Source organism: Klebsiella sp. KE9456 (assembly GCF_043832615.1).
Classification (GTDB): Bacteria; Pseudomonadota; Gammaproteobacteria; order Enterobacterales; family Enterobacteriaceae; genus Klebsiella; species Klebsiella indica.
In genome coordinates this window covers 54,199-76,773 of record NZ_JBDYQK010000021.1, presented here as the reverse complement: position 1 = coordinate 76,773, position 22,575 = coordinate 54,199, and the positions used below count along the sequence as shown (strand labels likewise).

The window sequence follows — 22,575 nt, the reverse complement described above, 5'->3', positions numbered from 1 at the left end:
TACTCTATATCCAGCGTCTTTCAAACTTTCGTCTGAAATCTACCGGTTATGGTTTACGCCCGGTCGCTACAATATACACTTCACGCGAACGGGCGCGGGAAGAGTCCGGCTTACGAACTTTGACCTTCGTAAACAGGGAGCGAATCTCTCTTAGATACTCATCGAAACCTTCGCCCTGGAACACCTTCACTACAAAACTACCACCTGGCGCTAATACATCACGAGCCATTTCAAGCGCCAGTTCCACCAGATACATGGCCCGGGGAATATCCACCGCCGGTGTTCCACACATATTTGGCGCCATATCGGACATGACCACTTGTACTTTACTGTCACCGACACGTTCAAGTAACGCTTTCAGGACTAATTCATCACGAAAATCGCCCTGAAGAAAGTCCACTCCAACGATTGGATCCATAGGTAAAAGATCGCAAGCAATAATGCGACCGCTGTTACCGATTTGAGTCACCGCGTATTGCGACCACCCCCCCGGTGCAGCGCCGAGGTCAACAATCGTCATCCCCGGTTTAAAAATTTTGTCACTTTGCTGTATTTCATCAAGTTTAAACCAGGCTCGGGAACGTAGCCCCTTTTTCTGCGCCTGTTGAACATATTTATCGCTAAAGTGTTCCTGAAGCCAGCGACTCGAGCTGGCAGAACGCTTTTTACCTGTCATTTAACATTCCCATTTCGGGTTCATCATACTTTGCGGTGTAAAAATCGGCGCAGTAGTTTGGCGATATATGGGAGATGGCGGTAGAATGACCCGTTTTCAATCCCAACGTAAGCAAAAAATACGATGAATCTGAGTACTAAACAAAAACAGCACCTGAAAGGTCTGGCACATCCGCTCAAGCCGGTAGTTATGCTTGGCAACAATGGTTTGACCGAAGGGGTACTGGCCGAGATTGAACAAGCGTTAGAGCACCATGAACTTATCAAGGTGAAGATCGCCTCGGAAGATCGCGAAACTAAAATCTTGATCGTGGATGCTATCGTGCGTGAAACCGGTGCCTGTAATGTACAGGTCATCGGTAAAACGCTGGTTCTGTATCGCCCGACTAAAGAGCGTAAAATCCCGCTGCCACGCTAAGAATATCCTGGTTATCAACACAATGCTGTGTAAATCGAGGGTTTTCTGCGGGTAGACGAGCAAAATGCCATGCTCCGGACGTTGATAAAAGGCCGCTAAGCGGCCTTTTTCCTTTCTTTACAATCCATCAACATCGTAGCGTTGAATTCGGATTACAGGTATTCAACCTTAATAATTTCGAATTCTACGTCGCCGCCAGGCGTACGGATGACGACGACATCATCCTGCTCTTTACCGATCAAACCACGTGCTATCGGCGAATTCACAGAAATCAGATTTTGCTTAAAATCGGCCTCATCATCACCAACGATACGATAGGTTTGCTCTTCCTCGGTATCGAGATTCAACACGCTCACCGTCGCCCCAAAAATGACTCGCCCGTTGTTTGGCATTTTGGTGATATCAATGACCTGAGCATTCGACAGCTTCGCTTCAATATCCTTAATGCGCCCCTCGCAGAAGCCTTGCTGTTCACGAGCGGCATGATACTCGGCATTCTCTTTCAGGTCGCCGTGTTCGCGTGCTTCAGCAATAGCGGCAATAATTTCAGGACGACGCACGGACTTGAGGAAATCCAGTTCTTCGCGCAGTTTTTCAGCGCCACGTAAGGTCATCGGAATAGCTTGCATTTTTATACCTCTTTATCATTCAGCCACAGAGCAAACTTCACTACGCTATGACCGGTCAAGACTTATGCAGAACTTGAGCAAAAAGAAAACCGACCCGGAAAGGACTCTCCAGATCAGCAGCAATTTTCAATTTGATACGTATTTTACCCTGAAGTTCACTATGGGTCATCGTTTACTTTACAGGGCGTTGCGCCGTAGTATGACGTCCTGGTTTCAGGTTGTTAGCGCGAGATTATGCGATTTCCCAGATTTATCATCGGATTGACTGCCGGTATAGCGATTAGCGCTCAGGCAGCGAATATTGACGAATACATTACTCAACTGCCTGCTGGGGCAAACCTGGCCTTTATGGCACAGAAAGTAGGTTCTCCAACGCCAGTGATAGACTATCACAGCCAGCAAATGGCGCTACCAGCCAGCACCCAAAAAGTCATCACCGCCCTGGCCGCCCTACTGCAACTGGGGCCGAACTTCCGCTTTACCACGACGCTGGAAACGAAAGGCAGCATTGATGGCGGTACAATAAAAGGCGATCTCATTGCGCGCTTCGGCGGCGACCCTACGCTTACCCGCCAGGATATCCGCAATATGGTTGCTACGCTGAAAAAAGCGGGCGTCCAGCGTATTGAGGGCAATGTGCTGATCGATACCTCCATATTCGCCAGCCATGACAAAGCACCAGGCTGGCCGTGGAATGATCTGACCCAGTGCTTTAGCGCCCCACCGGCGGCGGCGATTGTTGACCGTAACTGCTTCTCCATCTCGCTCTATAGTGCGCAAAAGCCAGGCGATCTGGCGTTTATTCGCGTGGCATCTTACTACCCGGTGACCATGTTTAGCCAGGTGCGCACTCTGGCTCCCGGCGCCTCTGAAGCACAATATTGTGAACTGGACGTCGTTCCCGGCGATCTCAACCGCTACACCCTGACCGGCTGTCTACCGCAACGTAGCGAGCCGCTGCCACTGGCTTTCGCCATTCAGGATGGCGCCAGCTATGCCGGTGCGATTCTGAAAGCCGAGCTGACTGATGCCGGCATCACCTGGAGCGGCACGCTGCTGCGGCAAACGCTGGCGAACGCAGCGGGTACCGTTCTGGCAAGCACACAATCTGCGCCGCTGCATGACCTGTTACGAATTATGTTGAAAAAATCAGACAACATGATTGCCGATACGGTATTCCGCACCATTGGCCATGCGCGTTTCGGTGTGCCGGGTACCTGGCGAGCCGGTTCCGATGCGGTGCGGCAAATTCTACGCCAGCAGGCCGGTATTGACCTGGGAAACACCATTATCGTTGATGGTTCGGGCCTGTCGCGCCATGACCTCATCGCCCCGACCACAATGATGAAAGTGCTTCAGTACATTGCCCAACACGATAATGAGCTCAACTTCATCTCAATGCTGCCTCTGGCTGGCCATGATGGTTCGCTGCAGTACCGGGCTGGGCTTCATGAGGCGGGCGTTGATGGCAAAGTTTCGGCCAAAACGGGTTCACTGCAAGGGGTGTATAACCTGGCCGGTTTCATCACCACCGCCAGCGGGCAGAAGCTTGCTTTTGTCCAGTATTTGTCAGGATATGCCGTAGAACCCGCCGATCAGCGTAACCGCCGTATTCCACTGGTACGGTTCGAAAGCCGGTTGTACAAAGACTTATATCAGAATTACTAAAGCAAAAGGGCCGCATCATATGCGGCCCTTGAGATTTTAGGGGATTAACGCTTGTAGATGAATTCAACGCCTTCTTCGTCGTCTTCATCCCAGTCATCGTCCCAGTCTTCATCATCTTCCGCCGCGAGCTCTGCTTCTTCAAGCTGCTGACGGTGGTAGTCATCCCACATAAACTCGACTTTTTCCGCAGCTTTCTCTTCTTCCACAGCCACAATCGGGTTTTCTATGATAAAGGTCATCACGTCCCAGCACAGCTCTTTCACGCCCTGCTGACTGGCGGCCGAAATCAGATAGAACTTCTCTTCCCAGCCCAGTGCTTCAGCGATGGCTTTTGCTTTGGCTTCCGCCTCAGCTTTATCCATCAGGTCAATCTTATTAAAGACCAGCCAGCGTGGCTTAGAAGCCAGTTTTTCACTGTATTTCTCCAGCTCGCCGATAATAATCCGCGCGTTTTCAACCGGATCGGAACCGTCAATCGGCTCAATATCAATAAGGTGCAGTAATACCCGGCAACGCTCAAGATGCTTCAGGAAGCGAATACCAAGGCCTGCGCCTTCCGCTGCGCCTTCAATCAGCCCGGGAATATCGGCAACGACAAAGCTCTTCTCACTATCCATACGCACCACACCGAGGCTCGGTACCAGCGTCGTAAACGGATAGTCAGCGACTTTTGGCTTCGCAGCCGAAACCGCGCGAATAAACGTGGATTTACCGGCATTTGGCATCCCCAGCATGCCGACATCTGCCAGCAGCATCAGCTCCAGCAACAGATCGCGCTTATCGCCAGGCGTCCCCATCGTCTTCTGACGCGGCGTACGGTTAACGGAGGATTTAAACCGAGTATTACCCAGACCATGCCAGCCGCCTTTAGCCACCATCAGCCGCTGACCATGCCTGGTCATATCGCCCAGGGTCTCGCCGGTTCCCTGATCGATAACACGGGTCCCCACCGGCACCTTCACCGTCACGTCTTTACCACGTTTCCCGGTACAATCGCGGCTCTGACCGTTCTGCCCGCGCTCCGCGCGGAAGGACTTCTCAAAACGGTAGTCAATCAGCGTATTCAGGTTTTCATCCGCTTCCAGCCAGACATCACCGCCATCGCCGCCATCGCCGCCGTCCGGGCCGCCTTTGGGAATATATTTTTCGCGGCGGAAGCTAACGCAGCCATTGCCGCCATCGCCTGCTACGACCAGGATCGTTGCTTCATCAACAAACTTCATTTTACTCTCCGTAAATCATTCGCCTGAGCGGGGCAGCGGCACAGCCGCTTCTCGCTTGCGCCATCGTCCCCAAAGACGATGACCTATGGCGGAATACATCGCGCCCGCAACCACGACAAACGCACCGAGATAACCTAACAGGTTCAACAACGGTCTGGCGAAAACGTCGGGCCAGGCCAGTGATAATAAATCTGAAAACAGCAGCGTAAATAGCGGCGTTAAGGTAATCAACGCGCTCACCTGCGCCGCCTGCCAGCGCGCCATCGCTTCTGCCAGCGCGCCGTAACCCACCAGGGTGTTCAGCCCGCAAAAAATCAGGCAGGCCAGTTGCCAGTTGCTTAGCGCCAACACACGAGATGGCGTCGCTAACGGCAGTAGCGCTATCGTACATAAAGTGTACAGCAAAAAAAGGATCTGCTGTGATGCCAGGCGACGTAATAACACCTTTTGTGCAACACCGTAGCTAACCCATACTGCCGCCGCCCCTACGCCGAAAATAACCCCCCACGTGTAATCCGTCAGGCGGGTAAAAATCTCAAGCAGGCTGGTGTTAAAGAACATAACCAGACCGCTAATTAGCATTATCGCGCCTATAATCTGGGTGCCGCGCATTTTCTCTTTAAGGACCAAAACGCTGGCGACCATCATACCGACCGGGGACAACTGACCGATGACCTGGGAGGCGGTGGGGCTGAGATATTGCAGGGAAGAACTAAACAGAATGAAGTTACCGAACAAGCCACCTGTCGCAATGGCCAGCAGTATCAACCAACGCGGCTTGCGAAAAATTCGCATTGGTGGCAGCTTTTTTTTAACGGTCAGGATGACCCCGAGGCCAAAACTTGCCATCAAAAAGCGATAAAAAACCACCGTCGGCGGGTCCATCACTGCCAGAACCTGCTTCATTGCGATCGGCAAAGCGCCCCAACACATCGCCGTGGTGAGCGCTAAGAGAATGCCGATGCCGGCCTGCTGTTTCATACCCGTTTTCCCTGCAGAAAAATATCCGGGATTCTAATGTAAAAAGCCCCGCAACGTGTGCGGGGCTTCAATCCGTTACCGGACCACGAAAACTTACTCAGCAACGATGCTGATGTATTTACGGTTGTTCGGGCCTTTAACTTCAAATTTCACTTTACCGTCTGCTTTTGCAAACAGCGTGTGGTCACGACCGCAACCTACGTTAGCACCAGCGTGGAACTTGGTACCACGCTGACGAACGATAATGCTACCCGCCAGAACGGATTCGCCACCGAAACGCTTAACGCCCAGACGTTTAGCTTCTGAATCGCGACCGTTACGAGTTGAGCCGCCAGCCTTTTTATGTGCCATTTAAATCTCTCCTCAGGTCTTAGGCGCTGATGCCAGTAATTTTCACATCAGTGAACCACTGACGATGGCCCTGCTGCTTACGGTAGTGTTTACGACGACGAAACTTAACAATTTTAACTTTCTCGCCACGACCATGCGCAACAACTTCAGCTTTGATCACGCCGCCCTCAACGAAAGGAACGCCGATCTTAATTTCTTCACCGTTTGCGATCATCAGCACTTCAGCGAACTCAACAGCTTCGCCAGTTGCGATGTCCAGCTTTTCCAGGCGAATGGTTTGACCTTCGCTTACTCGGTGTTGTTTACCACCACTTTGGAAAACCGCGTACATATAGAACTCCGCTTCCGCGCACCTCTTCGTATGATTCAGAGTGCGCTATAAATATTCACAATAGGGCGCGAATATTACGCAAAACGCGAGCCTTTGACAAGAGCGATTAGCAAATCAACGCTGAAAAAAACACAACTTTCACGCCAACGTTTATCTACGGCAAATTTTCAGTACAATCACGTATTCTTGTAATTTTATCTTCTCCTTCTGTGATCCCATTCGGATACGCGGTAACAGGACATTTGGCCCGGCTTTTGCGATGAATTTAGAAAAAATCAATGAGTTAACCGCGCAGGATATGGCGGGCGTTAATGCGGCAATCCTTGAGCAACTCAACTCAAATGTTCAGCTTATCAATCAGTTAGGCTATTACATCGTCAGTGGAGGCGGCAAGCGTATTCGCCCGATGATTGCCGTGCTGGCCGCGCGAGCTGTCGGTTACCACGGGAACGCGCATGTCGCTATAGCGGCACTGATCGAATTTATCCACACCGCCACTCTGCTACATGATGATGTCGTGGATGAATCAGACATGCGCCGAGGAAAAGCCACAGCAAACGCCGCCTTTGGCAACGCAGCCAGCGTGTTGGTGGGGGATTTTATCTATACGCGGGCTTTTCAAATGATGACCCGTCTTGGCTCATTGAGAGTTCTGGAGGTGATGTCAGAAGCCGTTAACGTCATTGCAGAAGGTGAAGTTCTGCAGTTAATGAACGTCAATGACCCCGATATCACTGAAGAAAACTACATGCGGGTGATTTACAGCAAAACCGCGCGCTTGTTTGAGGCCGCCGCCCAGTGTTCAGGCATCCTGGCCAACTGCACCGCTGAACAAGAAAAGGCGCTCCAGGATTACGGTCGCTATCTGGGCACCGCCTTCCAGCTGATCGATGATTTACTCGACTATAGCTCAGATGGCGCGCGTCTCGGCAAAAACGTCGGTGATGATCTGAACGAAGGTAAACCCACGCTTCCGCTGCTGCACGCAATGCGACACGGTACGGCAGAACAGGCCGCCATGATCCGCGAGGCGATAGAGCAAGGTAATGGCCGCCACCTGCTGGAAGCCGTACTGGAAACCATGGCGACCTGTGGCTCACTCGAATGGACCCAAAAACGCGCGGAAGAAGAGGCCGATAAAGCGATTAACGCACTGCAGGTTCTTCCTGACTCCCAGTGGCGTGAAGCGCTGATTGGTCTCGCCCATATCGCGGTACAACGCGATCATTAACCCTCCCCACTTTCCCGTGCAAAATCGCGGGAAAGTTCCAATAAAATCCAACAAACTCCTTAAAACCCTGTCACATTGATATATTCCTAAATATAAGACCCATTTAAAAGAACTTGTTAGAACAATACTGGAACTCAAGGTATGATTGACTCGTCGTCCAGTAAGGACGAAAAGTTTTTTCTTACCAGGAGGAATTTATGGATAAGTTCACCGACTGGCACCCAGCGGATATTATTGCCGGATTACACAAAAGAGGGACATCTCTGGCGGCTGAATCGCGGCGTAATGGTTTAAGTTCTTCAACCCTGGCAAATGCATTAACCCGACCATGGCCTAAAGGCGAGCTGATCATTGCCAATGCGCTGGAAACCGTTCCCTGGGTGATATGGCCGTCGCGCTATCACGACCCTGATACCCATCAGTTCATCGACAGGACGCAGATGATGCGTCAGAGAAAGAAGAGTAAGTAACGTACGGTTATAAACAGCAGCCCTTGAACCTACGCCAGAGGGCTGCTGCCGCTACCGATTTATTCGCCTTTGACGCGCTCAATATTCGCGCCCAGCGCCTGCAGTTTGTCTTCAATACGTTCATAACCGCGGTCAATATGATAGATACGATCGACAATCGTCGTACCTTCCGCGATACAGCCCGCCAGCACCAGGCTGGCAGACGCACGTAAATCCGTCGCCATCACCTGCGCCCCAGAAAGCTGTTTCACGCCATGGCAAATGGCGGTATTGCTTTCAATTTCAGCATGAGCGCCCATGCGGATCAGTTCCGGTATGTGCATAAAACGGTTTTCAAAGATGGTCTCGGTAATCACACCGGTGCCTTCTGCCACCAGATTCAGCAACGTGAACTGGGCCTGCATATCCGTCGGGAAGCCAGGATGTGGTGCGGTACGCACGTTCACGGCTTTTGGACGGTTACCATGCATATCCAGGCTAATCCAGTCCTCGCCCGTTTCGATATCCGCGCCGGCGTCACGAAGCTTCGCCAGCACGGCATCCAGCGTGTCAGGCTGGGCATTGCGGCAGAGGATCTTACCGCCAGAAATCGCCGCTGCCACCAGGAACGTACCGGTTTCGATACGATCCGGCAGCACGCGGTATACACCGCCGCCGAGGCGTGCGACGCCTTCGATGGTGATACGATCGGTTCCCTGACCTGTAATTTTCGCTCCCAGCGTATTGAGGAAGTTGGCGGTATCGACAATTTCCGGCTCGCGCGCGGCATTTTCAATAACAGTCGTCCCTTCCGCCAGCGTCGCTGCGCTCATAATGGTCACGGTCGCGCCAACGCTAACCTTATCCATCACGATATTCGCACCCTTCAGACGTCCATTAACCGACGCCTTAACATAGCCCTCTTCCAGTTTAATTTCCGCGCCCAGTTGCTCAAGGCCGGAAATGTGCAAATCAACCGGACGCGCACCGATAGCACAGCCTCCAGGAAGTGACACCTGACCCTGGCCGAAACGGGCAACCAGCGGTCCCAGCGCCCAAATAGAAGCACGCATGGTTTTGACAAGATCATATGGAGCACAGAAAACGTCAACCGGGCCAGCATCAATCCATACGGAGCCATTGCGCTTAACATTCGCGCCCAGTTGGCTCAGTAGCTTCATGGTGGTATCAATATCTTTCAGCTTCGGTACGTTTTGGATCTCAATCGGCTCTTCAGCCAATAACGCAGCAAAGAGGATTGGCAGGGCGGCGTTTTTGGCGCCGGAAATGGTGACCTCGCCCTGAAGACGAGTGGGCCCCTGAACACGGAATTTATCCATTGATTCTGTTCTCTGTTAAGAATTCACATACGCTGCGGGGAACATCCCCACAGCTTAAAAGCCATTAAGTTTGCGGTCTCGCGCCCACTCCTGCGGGGTAAACGCTTTAATTGACAGAGCATGAATGCGATTATCGGCAATATATTCCATCAGCGGGGCGTAGATCGTCTGCTGCTTCTTGACCCGGCTCATGCCGTCGAACATCTCACCCACAGCAATAACCTGAAAATGGCTACCATCTCCAGAGACGTGGACTTCCTGAAGGGAGAGTGCGTTCATCAGCACGGTCTGAATTTCATGATTTTCCATGGGCTAACATTTATCTGATAGTGAAAACAGCCCAACATCTTAGAGGAAAGTGGCGCTGTCTTAAACAAGCAAAAAGCCCCATCAAAAAGTTTGACGGGGCTTTCAGAATAGCTTCAGCAATAACTCATTGAAAAAATTATGGGATCATATCGGCAGGAAGGTTATATAACCGGACCAGCGTCTGCAGATTTTCACTCTGGCCAATCACGTTCGCTTCCCGGCCCTGCCGGCGAACCAGCGCGATAAAATGCACTAATAGCGCCAGTCCGGCAGTATCCACACGTGTCACTGCACTGAGGTCAATTGCCGATACGCCAACCGTTGCCTGAGCGCGCGCCTGCCAGAGCGGGAGCAGGAAATCCTGATCCAGTTCTCCGCGTAGCGTCAGCGTCTCGCCGTCACGGTCCCAGCTCAGTTGCCCGGCCATTATTTTTTCTGTTCCAGAGTAATTGGCTGTGCGGAAATTAACTTCAGTTGCGCCGTCAGGCCATCAATCCCTTTAGTACGCAGCAAATCGCTCCACTCGTTCTGCTTGGTGGTGATCATGCTTACCCCTTCCGCAATCATATCGTAAGCCTGCCAGTTACCGGTTTGGGTATTTTTACGCCACTGAAAATCAAGACGAACCGGTGGGCGACCATTCGGATCAAGAATGGTTACGCGGATAGGAATAATGGTCGCATCGCCCAACGGCCTCTCCGGCTCAATCTGATAGGTCTGACCATGATACATCGCCAGGGCCTGACCATAGGCCTGTTTCAGGTATTCGCGGAAGGCGGCGAAATAGGCTTCACGTTGCGCCGGCGTGGCCTCCTTGTAGTAACGTCCCAACACCAGTGCGCCGGCATATTTAACCTGAACATACGGCAACAGTTCCTGATCGACGATATCGCGCAGGTAGTTCGGGTTGGCCTGAATTTTCGGCTGTTCGTTCTTCAGGCGATCAAAGGTTTTCTGCGCCGCTTCGTTCATCAGCTTATATGGATTAGATTGATCCGCAGCGGCGGCCGCGGTCAAAGGAGCAATCACCAGCATGGCGACCATTAGTAAGCGTTTAAACATGTCTCATCTCTCCTGAAATTAATGCGTCGTGCCGGCTGGCTGCGTGGCATCAGTATGCCCCTCGCTCGCAGCCCGATCATCGCCAGAATTCTTATTGTCACCGCCTTTACTGTTGTAAAGGAACTGACCGATCAGATCTTCCAGCACCATTGCAGATTTGGTGTCCTGGATAGTGCCGCCATCTTTAAGGATAGAGGTTCCCAGGTCAGGATCTTCAAAACCAATATTCATCGCCAGATACTGTTCCCCTAGCAGGCCGGAAGTTCTGATTGCCAGCGAGCTGGTGTCCGGAATGTGGTTATAGCGTTTATCAATATCGAGAGTCACCCGCGGCAGATAAGTTTGCGGGTCAAGCGAAATATCCTCAACGCGTCCCACCACGACACCGCCGATACGCACCGGAGAACGCACTTTCAGGCCGCCGATATTGTCAAAGGTGGCATAGAGCCGATAGGTCGGTTCCGTACGCAAGGAAGTCACGTTCGCCGCTTTCAGGCAGACAAACAACGCGGCCAGCAGCGCGACCAGCAAGAACACACCGACCCAAATTTCATTTTTTCTCGTTTGCATGAACTCAATTCCCAAACATCAGCGCAGTCAGCACAAAATCCAGCCCCAGAACCGCCAGCGACGCATGCACCACGGTACGCGTCGTCGCCCGGCTAATCCCGGCGGAAGTGGGGATAGCGTCATAACCATTAAATAACGCAATCCATGTCACCGTAATGGCAAAAACCAGGCTCTTGATCAGGCAGTTAACCAGATCCATCCGCCAGTCGACGGCATTTTGCATCGCAGTCCAGAAGAATCCACTGTCGATACCCTTCCAGCTAACACCAACCAGCGCCCCTCCCCAGATGCCCACCGCCACAAAAATAATGGTTAACAGTGGGAGTGAGATCACCCCCGCCCAGAAACGCGGAGAAATAACGCGGCGCAGTGGGTCAACAGCCATCATCTCCATGCTGGAGATTTGTTCAGTCGCCCGCATCAGGCCGATTTCAGCGGTCAACGCGGAACCCGCGCGCCCGGCGAACAGCAGCGCGGCGACCACTGGCCCCAACTCACGCAACAGCGATAACGCCACCAGCATGCCGAGGCTGGTTTCTGCGCTGTAAGTGGTCAATACCAGATAGCCCTGCAGGCCCAGCACCATACCGATAAACAGCCCCGATACAATAATGATCAGCATTGACAGCACACCAACGTTATACAGCTGACGCACCAGCAGCGGCGCATGCTTACGCAATTCGGGCTTGCCCACAACGGCGTTGAAGAGCATTAATCCAGCACGTCCGAACGTCGCGATAGTTTTTATACCCCGATGTCCGAGCGCGCCTAGCGCATTTAACAACATGAGTCGCTTAACTCCCTTTGGCCAATAAATCATGATGATAATCGCCCGCCGGATAGCGGAACGGCACCGGGCCGTCGGCAATACCATCAATGAACTGACGAACCCGAGGATCGGTATTTTCACGCAGCGACTGCGCGCTGCCATACGCCACAACTTTTTTGTCCGCCACGATATACGCAAAGTCCGCAATGCTGAGCACTTCCGGTACATCATGGGAAACCACAATACACGTGACACCGAGGGAACTGTTGAGTTCAGAAATCAACTTCACCAGCACCCCCATCGTGATGGGATCCTGACCGACAAAGGGCTCATCAAACATGATTAAATCAGGTTCCAGCGCAATAGCCCTCGCCAGTGCGGCGCGGCGCGCCATACCACCGGAGAGTTCAGAAGGCATCAGTTTCGCGGCTCCGCGTAGGCCGACGGCTTCCAGTTTCATCATCACCGTGGTGTGTAACAGCGCCTCCGGCAAACGCGTATGCTCACGTAACGGATATGCGACGTTATCAAACACATTCATATCAGTGAACAGCGCGCCGGACTGAAATAGCATGCTCATACGCTTGCGGACGGTATACAAGCGCGAACGCGACATTTGCGGTACGTTTTCACCATCAAACAGGATCTCGCCCTTATCGGGTGGGATCTGGCCGCCTATCAGGCGCAACAGGGTAGTTTTGCCGATCCCTGATGGGCCCATGATCGCAGTGATCTTACCGCGAGGGACCGACAGCGAGATATCATCAAAGATCACACGTTCGCCCCGCGAGAAGCGAATACCGCGCACTTCGACTAAATTCGCCAAACTCTGGCTCATAAAATCATCCTTACTAGACACCCATCGGGATAAGCATGGCGCTTTCTTTCACCACAAACCCAACATTTTTACAGAAACTTACCCGCCCCGGTTAACCAAAACTGGCATTTGTTTTACTTTTTCCGCACATATTCCCTAAATAACGCGCACCGCAGAGTCATCGCCCATAAGGATAAATCCCATGAATAAAACGAGTCACTCAGCGTCAATGCACATGCAACTTGAAGTATGACGGGTATAAAGTCAAAATTAAGAATTCGTTACGCTGCCTACGGACGGCCAGCGAGGCGACGATTATACCTGAAGAAAGGACGTTAGATGCTCTTAGCGACGGCTCTGTTAATTATTGGTTTATTGCTGGTTGTCTACAGCGCCGATCGTCTGGTCTACGCCGCTTCAATACTTTGCCGTCTCCTGGGGATCCCCCCGCTTATTATTGGCATGACGGTGGTCAGCATCGGTACCAGTTTACCGGAAATCATCGTCTCCACCGCCGCCTCCCTCCACGGGCAAACCGAGCTGGCGATTGGCACCGCGCTCGGATCGAATATCACCAATATTCTGTTGATTCTCGGTATCACTGCGCTGTTTCAGCCTTTTACCGTGCATTCTGATATCCTGCGTCGTGAATTACCGCTAATGTTGCTGGTCAGTTTACTGGCGGGGGTTGTGCTATATGACGGGCAGCTCACGAGGATGGATGGCTTTTTTTTACTGACGCTGGCCGTACTCTGGCTACTGTTCACCCTTAAAATCGCCCGTCTCGCGGAACGTCAGGGTAGCGATAGCCTGACCCGCGAACAGCTGGCGGAGCTGCCACGTGAAGGGTCGCTTCCCGTCGCCTTGCTTTGGCTGGGCGTTGCGTTGATTGTGATGCCAATGGCCGCGCGAATGGTCGTTGATAACGCCACGGTACTGGCAAACTTTTTTGCCATCAGCGAGCTGAGCGTTGGCTTAACGGTGGTGGCCATAGGCACCAGCTTACCGGAACTGGCAACCGCTATCGCCGGGGCGCGAAAAGGTGAAAATGATATTGCTATCGGGAATATCATTGGCGCGAATATTCTTAACATTGTGCTCGTCCTCGGCCTCCCCGCGCTAATTGCCCCTGGCGCCTTCACCGCAGAGGCCTTCACCCGCGACTATGGCGTCATGCTGCTGGTCAGCCTGGTGTTTGCCCTACTGTGCTGGCGTCGTAAACAGCAACCAGGCAGGCTTGTCGGTGCCCTGTTAGTTTGCGGTTTTGTGCTTTGGTTGGCGATGCTGTACTGGACAGCGCCGCTCTTCGTTGAATGATTCGGGATAACATTATGTCGCAAACAGATTTGCCAGCGGATTTTGACTTTCAACGGGCAGGCCGTGAGGTTCTGGAAATTGAACGTGAAGGTCTGACGCAGCTCGATCAATACATTAATGAAGATTTTACCCGCGCCTGTGAGACCATTTTTCGCTGTAGCGGAAAAGTGGTGGTGATGGGGATGGGCAAATCCGGCCACATCGGACGTAAAATGGCGGCCACCTTTGCCAGCACCGGCACACCGTCATTTTTTGTTCATCCAGGCGAAGCCGCGCACGGTGATTTAGGCATGGTCACCTCACATGACGTGGTTATCGCACTGTCTAACTCCGGTGAATCCAATGAAATTCTCGCCCTGATCCCTGTCCTCAAGCGTCAGCAGGTTTCATTAATTTGCATGACCAGTCGCCCTGAAAGCAGCATGGCGCGCGCAGCGGATATTCATTTATGCGTCAAGGTCCCTAAAGAGGCGTGTCCACTGGGGCTGGCGCCAACAACAAGCACGACCGCCGCGCTGGTTATGGGCGATGCGCTCGCGGTGGCACTGCTGGAAGCACGCGGTTTTACCGCTGAAGATTTTGCGTTGTCGCATCCCGGCGGCGCGCTGGGACGTAAACTGCTCCTGCGAGTTAATGATATTATGCACACCGGCGATGAGATTCCGCACGTTAGCCTGCGCGCCACGCTGCGCGATGCGTTACTGGAGATCACACGTAAAAATCTGGGCATGACCGCGATCTGCGATGATGAAATGAACATCATCGGCATTTTCACCGATGGCGATCTACGCCGGGTATTTGATACTGGCATCGATATGCGCAATGCCAGTATTGCCGAGGTAATGACGCGAGGCGGTATCCGCATCCGTCCCGGCACGCTGGCCGTCGATGCGCTGAACCTGATGCAATCTCGTCACATCACCTGCGTACTGGTTGCTGATGGCGACCGTCTACTGGGTGTGGTACATATGCACGATCTCCTGCGCGCAGGTGTAGTGTAAGTAAGGAAAAAATAATGAATAATACTGATGCCCTGTTGACGACCTGCTATGGGCCAGTAAGCCAGGAGTTTATCGACCGGGCGGCGAAGATCCGTTTATTGATCCTGGATGTGGACGGCGTCCTGTCTGATGGCCTTATCTACATGGGCAACAATGGCGAAGAGCTGAAAGCGTTTAATGTCCGTGATGGCTACGGGCTCCGCTGTGTCCTGACCTCAGGTATTGAAGTGGCGATAATTACCGGGCGAAAAGCTAAACTGGTGGAAGACCGTTGTCAGACGCTGGGCATCACGCATCTGTACCAGGGGCAATCTGATAAGCTTTTGGCGTTTCATGAATTACTCAACAAGCTGGCTGTTCATGCAGATGAAGCGGCCTATATTGGTGACGATCTTATTGACTGGCCGGTTATGGCTGAAGTCGGTTTAAGCGTCGCGGTAGCCGATGCTCACCCCCTGCTGATCCCACGTGCGGATTACGTCACGCGTATCAACGGTGGTCGCGGAGCGGTACGGGAAGTGTGCGATTTGCTACTATTGGCGCAAGGCAAGCTGGATGAGGCCAAAGGGCAATCGATATGAGTAAAACCAGACGTTGGGTTATCATTTTACTGTCGCTGGCCGCTCTGATCCTGATTGGTCTTAACCTGGCGAGTACGGACGATACCTCCCAACAGGCGGTCAATCCTGATGAGCCAACGTATACCAGCGAGCATACCGATACTGTAGTTTATAGCCCGGAAGGCGCGCTTAGTTACCGGTTGACCGCTGAACATGTGGCGTATTTTTCCGCGCAGCAAATCTCGTGGTTTACTAAACCCGTGATGACCACCTTTGATACGAACAAAGTACCGACCTGGTCCGTCACGGCTGATAAAGCGAAGTTAACGAACGACCGCATGCTGTATCTTTACGGGCACGTTGAAGTCAATGCGCTAACAGCGGATGCTCAACTGCGCAAAATTACGACGGATAACGCCCAGATAAACCTGGTGACACAGGATGTTACCTCCGATGACATGGTGACATTGTACGGGACAACATTTAATTCCAGCGGCCTGAAAATGCGCGGGAACCTACGCAGCAAAAATGCCGAGCTGATTGAAAAGGTTAGAACCTCTTATGAAATTCAGAACAAACAAACTCAGCCTTAAGATTGCGCTCGCCAGCGCCTTACTGGCCGCCAGCTTGCCGGCACTGGCAAAAACGGGTGATACCGATCAGCCGATTCATATTGAATCCGATCAGCAGTCGCTGGATATGCAGGGCAACGTCGTGACCTTTACTGGTAATGTTGTCGTCACGCAGGGAACGATCAAAATCAATGCTGATAAAGTTGTCGTCACCCGTCCCGGCGGAGAGAAAGGCAAAGAAGTGATCGACGGTTACGGTAACCCGGCAACCTTCTACCAGATGCAGGACAATGGCAAACCAGTAAAAGGCCGCGCATCAAAGATGCATTATGAACTGCAAAATGACTTTGTCGTTCTGACCGGTAATGCCCATCTGGAACAGCTTGATAGCAATATTCAGGGTGACAAAATCACCTATCTGGTGAAAGAGCAAAAAATGCAGGCGTTCAGCAATAAAGGTGGACGTGTAACCACGGTACTGGTTCCTTCGCAGTTGCAGGACAAAGGCAACGATCAGTCAAAGAAGGGTAAGTAATTCGTTATGGCAACATTAACTGCAAAGAATCTCGCCAAAGCCTATAAAGGCCGCCGGGTGGTGGAAGATGTCAGTCTGACCGTCAACTCCGGGGAGATTGTCGGCCTGCTGGGCCCGAACGGCGCCGGTAAGACAACCACTTTCTATATGGTGGTCGGTATTGTACCGCGCGACGCGGGCAACATTATTATTGATGATGAAGACATCAGCTTGCTGCCTCTGCATGCCCGCGCCCGCCGCGGTATCGGCTACCTGCCGCAGGAAGCGTCTATTTTCCGTCGCCTGAGCGTTTACGATAACCTGATGGCCGTATTGCAGATTCGCGACGATCTCAGCAATGAGCAGCGTGAAGACCGGGCAAAAGAGCTTATGGAAGAGTTTCATATTGAGCACCTGCGCGATAACATCGGCCAGGCGCTCTCCGGCGGTGAACGTCGCCGGGTAGAAATCGCCCGCGCGCTGGCCGCTAACCCGAAGTTTATCCTGCTGGATGAACCTTTCGCCGGCGTTGACCCGATTTCCGTTATCGATATCAAACGCATTATTGAACACCTGCGCGACAGCGGACTTGGCGTACTGATCACCGACCATAACGTCAGAGAGACGCTGGCCGTTTGTGAGCGCGCCTATATCGTCAGCCAGGGGCACCTGATTGCCCATGGTACGCCGCAACAAATCCTTGAAGACGAGCAGGTTAAGCGCGTGTATCTTGGGGAAGACTTCAGACTCTGATAGGGTAGAGGTTACAGACGTTTTAGCCGGAGATATTAGCTCTGAATATGAAGCAAGGTTTGCAATTAAGGTTAAGCCAACAGCTTGCCATGACGCCACAACTACAGCAGGCAATTCGCCTGTTGCAGTTGTCCACGTTAGAACTCCAGCAAGAACTCCAGCAGGCGCTGGAGAGTAACCCGTTGCTCGAGCAAACCGATCTTCACGATGAGGTAGAAACCAAAGAGACAGAGGATCGCGAATCTCTGGATAGCGTTGACGCTCTTGAGCAGAAAGATATGCCGGAAGAGTTACCGCTTGACGCCAGCTGGGATGAGATTTACACCGCAGGTACCCCGTCAGGCAACGGGGTGGATTATCAGGATGATGAACTGCCGATTTATCAGGGGGAAACCACCCAGAGCCTGCAGGATTATCTGATGTGGCAGGTGGAACTCACCCCTTTCACTGACACCGATCGCGCTATCGCCACGTCGATCGTCGATGCCGTTGATGATACTGGCTACCTGACCGTTTCTGTTGAAGAGATCGTGGAAAGCATCGGCGATGATGAAATCGGGCTTGAAGAGGTCGAAGCCGTTCTCAAACGTGTTCAGCGTTTCGATCCCGTCGGCGTAGCGGCAAAAGATCTGCGCGACTGCCTGCTGGTCCAGCTTTCTCAGTTTGCCAAAGAGACGCCATGGATTGATGAAGCGCGACAGATCATTAGCGATCATCTCGATCTGCTGGCCAATCATGATTTCCGCACATTGATGCGCGTCACCCGTCTCAAAGAAGACGTCCTCAAAGAAGCAGTAAATCTGATCCAGTCGCTGGATCCGCGCCCTGGCCAGTCCATTCAGACCGGTGAACCCGAATATGTTATTCCTGATGTTCTGGTGCGCAAAGTGAACGGTCGCTGGGTGGTCGAACTCAATTCAGACAGCCTTCCGCGCCTGAAGATCAATCAGCACTATGCAGCCATGGGTAACAGCGCACGCAACGATGCGGACGGTCAGTTTATCCGCAGTAATCTACAGGAAGCCCGCTGGCTTATCAAAAGTCTGGAAAGCCGTAACGATACACTGTTACGCGTCAGTCGCTGTATCGTTGAACAGCAGCAGGCCTTCTTTGAACAGGGTGAAGAGTTTATGAAGCCGATGGTTCTGGCAGATATTGCCCAGGCCGTCGAAATGCATGAATCCACTATCTCACGCGTTACCACGCAAAAATACCTGCACAGTCCACGCGGTATTTTTGAGCTGAAGTATTTCTTCTCCAGCCATGTCAACACCGAAGGCGGCGGCGAAGCATCGTCGACAGCCATTCGTGCGCTGGTGAAGAAGTTAATCGCCGCGGAGAACCCCGCGAAGCCATTGAGCGACAGTAAACTCACCACCATGTTATCCGAGCAGGGTATTATGGTGGCGCGCCGTACCGTCGCTAAGTACCGAGAATCTTTATCTATTCCGCCGTCAAACCAGCGTAAACAGTTAGTTTGACCCAACCGATAAGGAAGACACTATGCAGCTCAACATTACAGGGCAAAACGTCGAAATAACCCCCGCAATGCGTGATTTCGTGAATGCGAAATTTAGCAAACTGGAGCAGTTTTTCGACAGGATCAACCAGGTCTATATAGTGTTAAAAGTAGAGAAGGTGACGCAAATTGCGGATGCCAATCTGCATGTCAATGGTGGTGAAATCCATGCCAGTGCGGAAGGGCAGGATATGTACGCCGCCATCGATGGTCTTATTGATAAGCTGGCGAGACAGTTAACAAAACATAAAGATAAACTGAAACAACACTAATTGTCCGGGCAATAGCCTGTGCCAACCGCTTACCGGCGGTTGGCAAGGCAGAGCTCAGGTGAAATTATGACAAATAACGATTCGGCTCTACAACTGAGCAACGTCCTTAACCAGGAATGTACCCGTAGCCAGGTTCACTGCCAAAGCAAAAAACGCGCGCTGGAAATCATCAGCGAGCTGGCGGCAAAACAGCTAAGCTTACCGCCCCAGGTGGTGTTCGAAGCCATTCTCACCCGTGAAAAAATGGGCAGTACCGGGATTGGTAACGGTATTGCGATTCCACATGGCAAACTTGAAGAGGATACGCTACGGGCTGTGGGCGTTTTTGTTCAGTTGGAAACCCCCATCGCATTCGATGCTATCGACAATCAACCCGTCGATCTCCTGTTTGCTCTTCTCGTTCCCGCCGATCAAACAAAAACGCATCTGCATACGCTGTCGCTGGTCGCAAAACGTCTGGCGGATAAAACCATTTGCCGTCGCCTGCGCGCCGCACAAAGTGATGAAGAGCTATATGACATCATCACCGGTTCAGGAAGCAATGATGAAGCATAACAGGAATCGCACCTTACTCTTTATCGTACTGAGGAGAAACGGTACATGGTACTGATGATCGTCAGCGGCCGTTCAGGGTCGGGGAAATCCGTCGCCCTGCGAGCGCTGGAAGATATGGGCTTTTACTGCGTGGATAACCTGCCAGTTGTACTGCTGCCCGAACTGGCACGCACCCTTGCGGACAGAAATATTTCGGCGGCCGTCAGCATTGATGTGCGTAATATGCCCGAGTCGCCGGAAGTCTTTGAGCAGGCGATGAAAAACCTGCCCGCCGAATTTTCGCCTCAGTTGTTGTTCCTTGATGCCGATCGTAACACCTTAATTCGCCGCTATAGCGATACGCGGCGCCTGCACCCGCTCTCGAGTAAAAACCTGTCGCTGGAAAGCGCTATTGATGAAGAGAGCGATCTGTTGGAGCCTTTGCGTTCCCGCGCCGACCTGATTGTCGATACTTCCGAAATGTCAGTGCATGAACTGGCTGAAATGCTGCGCACGCGTTTGTTAGGTAAACGCGAACGCGAACTGACAATGGTCTTCGAATCCTTTGGCTTTAAGCACGGCATCCCCATCGACGCTGACTACGTCTTTGATGTGCGCTTCCTGCCAAACCCGCACTGGGATCCAAAGCTGCGTCCAATGACTGGCCTCGATAAACCGGTCGCCGCCTTCCTCGATCGACACACAGAAGTTCACAATTTTATCTACCAGACCCGCAGCTATCTTGAGCTATGGTTACCCATGCTGGAGACCAATAACCGCAGCTATCTGACGGTGGCGATTGGTTGTACCGGGGGTAAACACCGTTCAGTTTACGTCGCCGAACAGCTGGCGGACTACTTCCGCTCGCGCGGTAAAAACGTGCAGTCTCGTCACCGGACGCTGGAAAAACGTAAATCATGACCGTGAAGCAAACCGTTGAGATCACCAATAAGCTGGGCATGCACGCTCGTCCGGCAATGAAATTATTCGAATTAATGCAGAACTATGATGCTGAGGTGCTGTTGCGCAATGACGAAGGGATTGAAGCTGAAGCCAATAGCGTGATAGCCCTGCTGATGCTCGACTCGGCCAAAGGGCGGCAGATTGAGATTGAAGCCAACGGTCCGCAAGAAGCTGAGGCGCTGGCGGCGGTTATCGCGCTCTTCAATGCCGGATTTGATGAAGACTAAACCCTTCGCGGTCGTTCTATGCTTACCGGGGCTGAAAGAAAATGAGAACACGGCAAGCATCAATGTAGCTTATGCTCCCGCATAAACCCCTCCCCGCCTAACTGGCGCATCTGCCGCAAAATCCACGCCTGACGGCTGCGGACGTACCCTGACGGCGCATCGACGCGAAAACGAATCGGATTTGGCAAAACCGCAGCCAACAGCGCCGCTTCAGATGCCGTCAACTTACTCGCCGGCTTATGAAAATAGCGCTGCGACGCGGCCTCCACGCCAAACGTTCCATGACCAAACTCAGCGATATTCAAATAAACGGTAAGAATGCGTTTTTTGCTCCACACCATCTCAATACCGACGGTCAGCCCCGCTTCCAGACCTTTTCTTAGCCAACTGCGCCCTTCCCACAGGAACAGGTTTTTCGCCGTCTGCTGTGACAGGGTCGATGCGCCGCGAATCCGGTTCTCATGACGCTCATTATGGGCTAACGCCTTCTCAATCGCCGGGATATCAAATCCCCAATGTTCCGGGAATTTCTGATCTTCTGCGGCAATAACCGCCAGCCCCATCCAGGGCGAAATCTGATCCATTCCCACCCAGTCGGAATGGGCAACGTACTGAAAATCGCCGGAGAGCCAGGAGCCAGCTTGCCGCTCCAGCATCACCGCAGAAAAAGGCACCGGCAGAATGCTAAACAACGCAATTCCTCCGCACCATACCGCTACACACACCAACAACAGCCGCAGCAAAAAGCGCTTAATCATCGGCAGTGGTGAAAAGCGGTATTTCATGCAGCCAGAACCAGCACGCGCGCAACCAGTTTTTCAATGCCGCTTGCCGCTTCGGCAATATTCTGCGCCAGCATATACGCCGGAGTCGTCACGACTTTGTTATCTTCATCAACCACAATATCATCGACCGGGCAAGGTACATGTTCAGCTCCCATCTCTTCTATCGCATCGGCGGTATCAAGATCGGTACCGATAGTCACGCGCAGCGGGATGGTGAAAATTTTAGCTAACAGAGCCGGAGCGATACAAATAAAGCCCAGTGGTTTACCGGCCTGATGCATTGCCAGCGCCAGCGCTTTCAGATCGCTATCAACCTCACAATGACTGCCCTGTGAGGCGAAATTGCTGAGATTCTTCGCCGCGCCAAAACCGCCTGGCACGATCAGCGCATCCAGCTCATCCGCCCTGGCAGCCGCCAGAGGCCGAATCTGTCCACGCGCAATACGCGCTGCTTCCACGAGCACATTGCGGCTTTCAGACTGCACTTCACCGGTCAAATGATTGATGACATCGGTTTGTACTTTATCAGGCGCGAAACAGATGGCCTCGGCACCGTTGCGGACGATAGCCAGTATGGTGATGACCGCTTCATGAATTTCGCTTCCGTCATAAACACCGCAACCGCTCAACACGACACCAATTCTCTTCATCACATCAGCCCCTTAGTACAAGTCTATGAAACCAGTAAAAAATTTTGATTTACTCGCTATGCTTCACATATTTTACCGATTCACG

At 52.4% G+C, this 22,575-nt stretch carries 30 protein-coding genes; 15 read left to right on the top strand and 15 right to left on the bottom strand.

Going from position 1 to position 22,575, the window contains the following annotated elements; all coding sequences use genetic code 11:
• Positions 1 to 46: 46 nt before the first annotated feature.
• Complete coding sequence (gene rlmE, locus ABK821_RS19800; RefSeq protein WP_138362942.1) at positions 47 to 676, bottom strand: 23S rRNA (uridine(2552)-2'-O)-methyltransferase RlmE; 630 nt, start codon at positions 674 to 676, stop codon at positions 47 to 49.
• A 123-nt stretch (positions 677 to 799) separates the two neighbouring features.
• Between rlmE and yhbY the strand changes: the two genes are divergently transcribed.
• The gene (yhbY, locus tag ABK821_RS19795; RefSeq protein ID WP_138362941.1) at positions 800 to 1,093 is read left to right on the top strand and encodes a ribosome assembly RNA-binding protein YhbY; all 294 of its coding nucleotides are present in this window, start codon (positions 800 to 802) and stop codon (positions 1,091 to 1,093) included.
• Between the two features lie 152 nt (positions 1,094 to 1,245).
• On the opposite strand, the gene greA is transcribed toward yhbY, so the two are convergent.
• Entirely contained in the window at positions 1,246 to 1,722 is a 477-nt protein-coding gene (greA, locus tag ABK821_RS19790) for a transcription elongation factor GreA (protein WP_138362940.1), read from the bottom strand.
• A 234-nt stretch (positions 1,723 to 1,956) separates the two neighbouring features.
• On the opposite strand from greA, the gene dacB reads away from it, so the two are divergent.
• Entirely contained in the window at positions 1,957 to 3,390 is a 1,434-nt protein-coding gene (dacB, locus tag ABK821_RS19785; protein WP_138362939.1) for a serine-type D-Ala-D-Ala carboxypeptidase, read from the top strand.
• Positions 3,391 to 3,434: 44 nt separating this feature from the next.
• Here dacB and cgtA read toward each other — a convergent pair whose 3' ends face one another.
• The 4 genes from cgtA to rplU form a co-directional block, all read right to left on the bottom strand.
• Positions 3,435 to 4,613 carry an Obg family GTPase CgtA gene (gene cgtA, locus ABK821_RS19780; RefSeq protein WP_138362938.1) on the bottom strand — a complete coding sequence of 393 codons (1,179 nt, stop codon included), beginning with the start codon at positions 4,611 to 4,613 and terminating at the stop codon, positions 3,435 to 3,437.
• A gap of 15 nt (positions 4,614 to 4,628) precedes the next feature.
• The gene (locus ABK821_RS19775; protein WP_142502746.1) at positions 4,629 to 5,594 is read right to left on the bottom strand and encodes a DMT family transporter; all 966 of its coding nucleotides are present in this window, start codon (positions 5,592 to 5,594) and stop codon (positions 4,629 to 4,631) included.
• Between the two features lie 93 nt (positions 5,595 to 5,687).
• Entirely contained in the window at positions 5,688 to 5,945 is a 258-nt protein-coding gene (gene rpmA, locus ABK821_RS19770) for a 50S ribosomal protein L27 (RefSeq protein WP_138362936.1), read from the bottom strand.
• Positions 5,946 to 5,964: 19 nt separating this feature from the next.
• Positions 5,965 to 6,276, bottom strand: coding sequence for a 50S ribosomal protein L21 (gene rplU / locus ABK821_RS19765; RefSeq protein ID WP_004106123.1), 312 nt, complete (start codon positions 6,274 to 6,276; stop codon positions 5,965 to 5,967).
• A 259-nt stretch (positions 6,277 to 6,535) separates the two neighbouring features.
• Between rplU and ispB the strand changes: the two genes are divergently transcribed.
• A complete protein-coding gene (ispB, locus tag ABK821_RS19760) occupies positions 6,536 to 7,507 on the top strand; it encodes an octaprenyl diphosphate synthase (protein ID WP_308560508.1) in 972 nt (323 codons plus the stop codon).
• A gap of 197 nt (positions 7,508 to 7,704) precedes the next feature.
• On the top strand, positions 7,705 to 7,977 hold the full coding sequence (gene sfsB, locus ABK821_RS19755) for a DNA-binding transcriptional regulator SfsB (RefSeq protein WP_138362934.1): 273 nt from the start codon (positions 7,705 to 7,707) through the stop codon (positions 7,975 to 7,977).
• A 59-nt stretch (positions 7,978 to 8,036) separates the two neighbouring features.
• Here the strand turns inward: sfsB and murA are convergent, their stop codons facing one another.
• The 7 genes from murA to mlaF all read right to left on the bottom strand — a co-directional run bounded on the left by murA (position 8,037) and on the right by mlaF (position 12,844).
• Positions 8,037 to 9,296, bottom strand: a complete 1,260-nt coding sequence (gene murA / locus ABK821_RS19750) for a UDP-N-acetylglucosamine 1-carboxyvinyltransferase (RefSeq protein WP_138362933.1) — start codon at positions 9,294 to 9,296, stop codon at positions 8,037 to 8,039.
• 54 nt (positions 9,297 to 9,350) lie between these two features.
• On the bottom strand, positions 9,351 to 9,605 hold the full coding sequence (gene ibaG / locus ABK821_RS19745) for a BolA family iron metabolism protein IbaG (RefSeq protein WP_138362932.1): 255 nt from the start codon (positions 9,603 to 9,605) through the stop codon (positions 9,351 to 9,353).
• A 136-nt stretch (positions 9,606 to 9,741) separates the two neighbouring features.
• Positions 9,742 to 10,032, bottom strand: coding sequence for a lipid asymmetry maintenance protein MlaB (gene mlaB, locus ABK821_RS19740; protein WP_138362931.1), 291 nt, complete (start codon positions 10,030 to 10,032; stop codon positions 9,742 to 9,744).
• Entirely contained in the window at positions 10,032 to 10,667 is a 636-nt protein-coding gene (gene mlaC / locus ABK821_RS19735) for a phospholipid-binding protein MlaC (RefSeq protein ID WP_138362930.1), read from the bottom strand. Before mlaC ends, mlaB begins: the two co-directional genes overlap by 1 nt.
• An 18-nt stretch (positions 10,668 to 10,685) precedes the next feature.
• Complete coding sequence (gene mlaD, locus ABK821_RS19730; RefSeq protein WP_138362929.1) at positions 10,686 to 11,237, bottom strand: outer membrane lipid asymmetry maintenance protein MlaD; 552 nt, start codon at positions 11,235 to 11,237, stop codon at positions 10,686 to 10,688.
• Positions 11,238 to 11,241: 4 nt separating this feature from the next.
• On the bottom strand, positions 11,242 to 12,024 hold the full coding sequence (gene mlaE, locus ABK821_RS19725) for a lipid asymmetry maintenance ABC transporter permease subunit MlaE (protein ID WP_138362928.1): 783 nt from the start codon (positions 12,022 to 12,024) through the stop codon (positions 11,242 to 11,244).
• A gap of 7 nt (positions 12,025 to 12,031) precedes the next feature.
• On the bottom strand, positions 12,032 to 12,844 hold the full coding sequence (gene mlaF / locus ABK821_RS19720) for a phospholipid ABC transporter ATP-binding protein MlaF (RefSeq protein ID WP_138362927.1): 813 nt from the start codon (positions 12,842 to 12,844) through the stop codon (positions 12,032 to 12,034).
• A gap of 318 nt (positions 12,845 to 13,162) precedes the next feature.
• Here mlaF and ABK821_RS19715 point away from each other — a divergent pair, with 318 nt between their 5' ends.
• The 11 genes from ABK821_RS19715 (at position 13,163) to npr (ending at position 21,055) form a co-directional block, all read left to right on the top strand.
• Positions 13,163 to 14,140: a calcium/sodium antiporter gene (locus tag ABK821_RS19715; RefSeq protein ID WP_138362926.1), complete on the top strand. Its 978-nt coding sequence runs from the start codon at positions 13,163 to 13,165 to the stop codon at positions 14,138 to 14,140.
• The gene (gene kdsD / locus ABK821_RS19710; protein WP_171034945.1) at positions 14,137 to 15,141 is read left to right on the top strand and encodes an arabinose-5-phosphate isomerase KdsD; all 1,005 of its coding nucleotides are present in this window, start codon (positions 14,137 to 14,139) and stop codon (positions 15,139 to 15,141) included. Before ABK821_RS19715 ends, kdsD begins: the two co-directional genes overlap by 4 nt.
• 14 nt (positions 15,142 to 15,155) lie before the next feature.
• Entirely contained in the window at positions 15,156 to 15,722 is a 567-nt protein-coding gene (gene kdsC, locus ABK821_RS19705; RefSeq protein WP_138362924.1) for a 3-deoxy-manno-octulosonate-8-phosphatase KdsC, read from the top strand.
• The gene (lptC, locus tag ABK821_RS19700) at positions 15,719 to 16,294 is read left to right on the top strand and encodes an LPS export ABC transporter periplasmic protein LptC (RefSeq protein ID WP_138362923.1); all 576 of its coding nucleotides are present in this window, start codon (positions 15,719 to 15,721) and stop codon (positions 16,292 to 16,294) included. The genes kdsC and lptC overlap by 4 nt, the downstream gene beginning before the upstream one ends.
• A complete protein-coding gene (lptA, locus tag ABK821_RS19695) occupies positions 16,263 to 16,808 on the top strand; it encodes a lipopolysaccharide ABC transporter substrate-binding protein LptA (protein WP_138362922.1) in 546 nt (181 codons plus the stop codon). Before lptC ends, lptA begins: the two co-directional genes overlap by 32 nt.
• A 6-nt stretch (positions 16,809 to 16,814) precedes the next feature.
• A complete protein-coding gene (gene lptB / locus ABK821_RS19690; RefSeq protein WP_138362921.1) occupies positions 16,815 to 17,540 on the top strand; it encodes an LPS export ABC transporter ATP-binding protein in 726 nt (241 codons plus the stop codon).
• Positions 17,541 to 17,587: 47 nt separating this feature from the next.
• Complete coding sequence (gene rpoN, locus ABK821_RS19685) at positions 17,588 to 19,021, top strand: RNA polymerase factor sigma-54 (protein WP_138362920.1); 1,434 nt, start codon at positions 17,588 to 17,590, stop codon at positions 19,019 to 19,021.
• A gap of 22 nt (positions 19,022 to 19,043) precedes the next feature.
• Positions 19,044 to 19,331 (top strand): ribosome hibernation promoting factor, encoded by a 288-nt coding sequence (gene hpf, locus ABK821_RS19680; protein WP_138362919.1) that lies wholly within the window; start codon positions 19,044 to 19,046, stop codon positions 19,329 to 19,331.
• A gap of 66 nt (positions 19,332 to 19,397) precedes the next feature.
• Positions 19,398 to 19,886, top strand: a complete 489-nt coding sequence (ptsN, locus tag ABK821_RS19675; RefSeq protein ID WP_138362918.1) for a PTS IIA-like nitrogen regulatory protein PtsN — start codon at positions 19,398 to 19,400, stop codon at positions 19,884 to 19,886.
• Between the two features lie 45 nt (positions 19,887 to 19,931).
• Entirely contained in the window at positions 19,932 to 20,786 is an 855-nt protein-coding gene (rapZ, locus tag ABK821_RS19670; RefSeq protein WP_138362917.1) for an RNase adapter RapZ, read from the top strand.
• On the top strand, positions 20,783 to 21,055 hold the full coding sequence (gene npr, locus ABK821_RS19665) for a PTS phosphocarrier protein NPr (protein WP_138362916.1): 273 nt from the start codon (positions 20,783 to 20,785) through the stop codon (positions 21,053 to 21,055). Before rapZ ends, npr begins: the two co-directional genes overlap by 4 nt.
• Before the next feature lie 59 nt (positions 21,056 to 21,114).
• Here npr and mtgA read toward each other — a convergent pair whose 3' ends face one another.
• Entirely contained in the window at positions 21,115 to 21,840 is a 726-nt protein-coding gene (mtgA, locus tag ABK821_RS19660) for a monofunctional biosynthetic peptidoglycan transglycosylase (protein ID WP_343178491.1), read from the bottom strand.
• A complete protein-coding gene (elbB, locus tag ABK821_RS19655; RefSeq protein ID WP_138362953.1) occupies positions 21,837 to 22,490 on the bottom strand; it encodes an isoprenoid biosynthesis glyoxalase ElbB in 654 nt (217 codons plus the stop codon). The genes mtgA and elbB overlap by 4 nt, the downstream gene beginning before the upstream one ends.
• Positions 22,491 to 22,575 lie beyond the last annotated feature (85 nt).

Coding starts and splice junctions, on each gene's coding strand:
- rlmE (WP_138362942.1), bottom strand. CDS start 676: ATGACAGGTAAAAAGCGTTCTGCCAGCTCGAGTCGCTGGCTTCAGGAA.
- yhbY (WP_138362941.1), top strand. CDS start 800: ATGAATCTGAGTACTAAACAAAAACAGCACCTGAAAGGTCTGGCACAT.
- greA (WP_138362940.1), bottom strand. CDS start 1,722: ATGCAAGCTATTCCGATGACCTTACGTGGCGCTGAAAAACTGCGCGAA.
- dacB (WP_138362939.1), top strand. CDS start 1,957: ATGCGATTTCCCAGATTTATCATCGGATTGACTGCCGGTATAGCGATT.
- cgtA (WP_138362938.1), bottom strand. CDS start 4,613: ATGAAGTTTGTTGATGAAGCAACGATCCTGGTCGTAGCAGGCGATGGC.
- ABK821_RS19775 (WP_142502746.1), bottom strand. CDS start 5,594: ATGAAACAGCAGGCCGGCATCGGCATTCTCTTAGCGCTCACCACGGCG.
- rpmA (WP_138362936.1), bottom strand. CDS start 5,945: ATGGCACATAAAAAGGCTGGCGGCTCAACTCGTAACGGTCGCGATTCA.
- rplU (WP_004106123.1), bottom strand. CDS start 6,276: ATGTACGCGGTTTTCCAAAGTGGTGGTAAACAACACCGAGTAAGCGAA.
- ispB (WP_308560508.1), top strand. CDS start 6,536: ATGAATTTAGAAAAAATCAATGAGTTAACCGCGCAGGATATGGCGGGC.
- sfsB (WP_138362934.1), top strand. CDS start 7,705: ATGGATAAGTTCACCGACTGGCACCCAGCGGATATTATTGCCGGATTA.
- murA (WP_138362933.1), bottom strand. CDS start 9,296: ATGGATAAATTCCGTGTTCAGGGGCCCACTCGTCTTCAGGGCGAGGTC.
- ibaG (WP_138362932.1), bottom strand. CDS start 9,605: ATGGAAAATCATGAAATTCAGACCGTGCTGATGAACGCACTCTCCCTT.
- mlaB (WP_138362931.1), bottom strand. CDS start 10,032: ATGGCCGGGCAACTGAGCTGGGACCGTGACGGCGAGACGCTGACGCTA.
- mlaC (WP_138362930.1), bottom strand. CDS start 10,667: ATGTTTAAACGCTTACTAATGGTCGCCATGCTGGTGATTGCTCCTTTG.
- mlaD (WP_138362929.1), bottom strand. CDS start 11,237: ATGCAAACGAGAAAAAATGAAATTTGGGTCGGTGTGTTCTTGCTGGTC.
- mlaE (WP_138362928.1), bottom strand. CDS start 12,024: ATGTTGTTAAATGCGCTAGGCGCGCTCGGACATCGGGGTATAAAAACT.
- mlaF (WP_138362927.1), bottom strand. CDS start 12,844: ATGAGCCAGAGTTTGGCGAATTTAGTCGAAGTGCGCGGTATTCGCTTC.
- ABK821_RS19715 (WP_138362926.1), top strand. CDS start 13,163: ATGCTCTTAGCGACGGCTCTGTTAATTATTGGTTTATTGCTGGTTGTC.
- kdsD (WP_171034945.1), top strand. CDS start 14,137: ATGATTCGGGATAACATTATGTCGCAAACAGATTTGCCAGCGGATTTT.
- kdsC (WP_138362924.1), top strand. CDS start 15,156: ATGAATAATACTGATGCCCTGTTGACGACCTGCTATGGGCCAGTAAGC.
- lptC (WP_138362923.1), top strand. CDS start 15,719: ATGAGTAAAACCAGACGTTGGGTTATCATTTTACTGTCGCTGGCCGCT.
- lptA (WP_138362922.1), top strand. CDS start 16,263: ATGAAATTCAGAACAAACAAACTCAGCCTTAAGATTGCGCTCGCCAGC.
- lptB (WP_138362921.1), top strand. CDS start 16,815: ATGGCAACATTAACTGCAAAGAATCTCGCCAAAGCCTATAAAGGCCGC.
- rpoN (WP_138362920.1), top strand. CDS start 17,588: ATGAAGCAAGGTTTGCAATTAAGGTTAAGCCAACAGCTTGCCATGACG.
- hpf (WP_138362919.1), top strand. CDS start 19,044: ATGCAGCTCAACATTACAGGGCAAAACGTCGAAATAACCCCCGCAATG.
- ptsN (WP_138362918.1), top strand. CDS start 19,398: ATGACAAATAACGATTCGGCTCTACAACTGAGCAACGTCCTTAACCAG.
- rapZ (WP_138362917.1), top strand. CDS start 19,932: ATGGTACTGATGATCGTCAGCGGCCGTTCAGGGTCGGGGAAATCCGTC.
- npr (WP_138362916.1), top strand. CDS start 20,783: ATGACCGTGAAGCAAACCGTTGAGATCACCAATAAGCTGGGCATGCAC.
- mtgA (WP_343178491.1), bottom strand. CDS start 21,840: ATGAAATACCGCTTTTCACCACTGCCGATGATTAAGCGCTTTTTGCTG.
- elbB (WP_138362953.1), bottom strand. CDS start 22,490: ATGAAGAGAATTGGTGTCGTGTTGAGCGGTTGCGGTGTTTATGACGGA.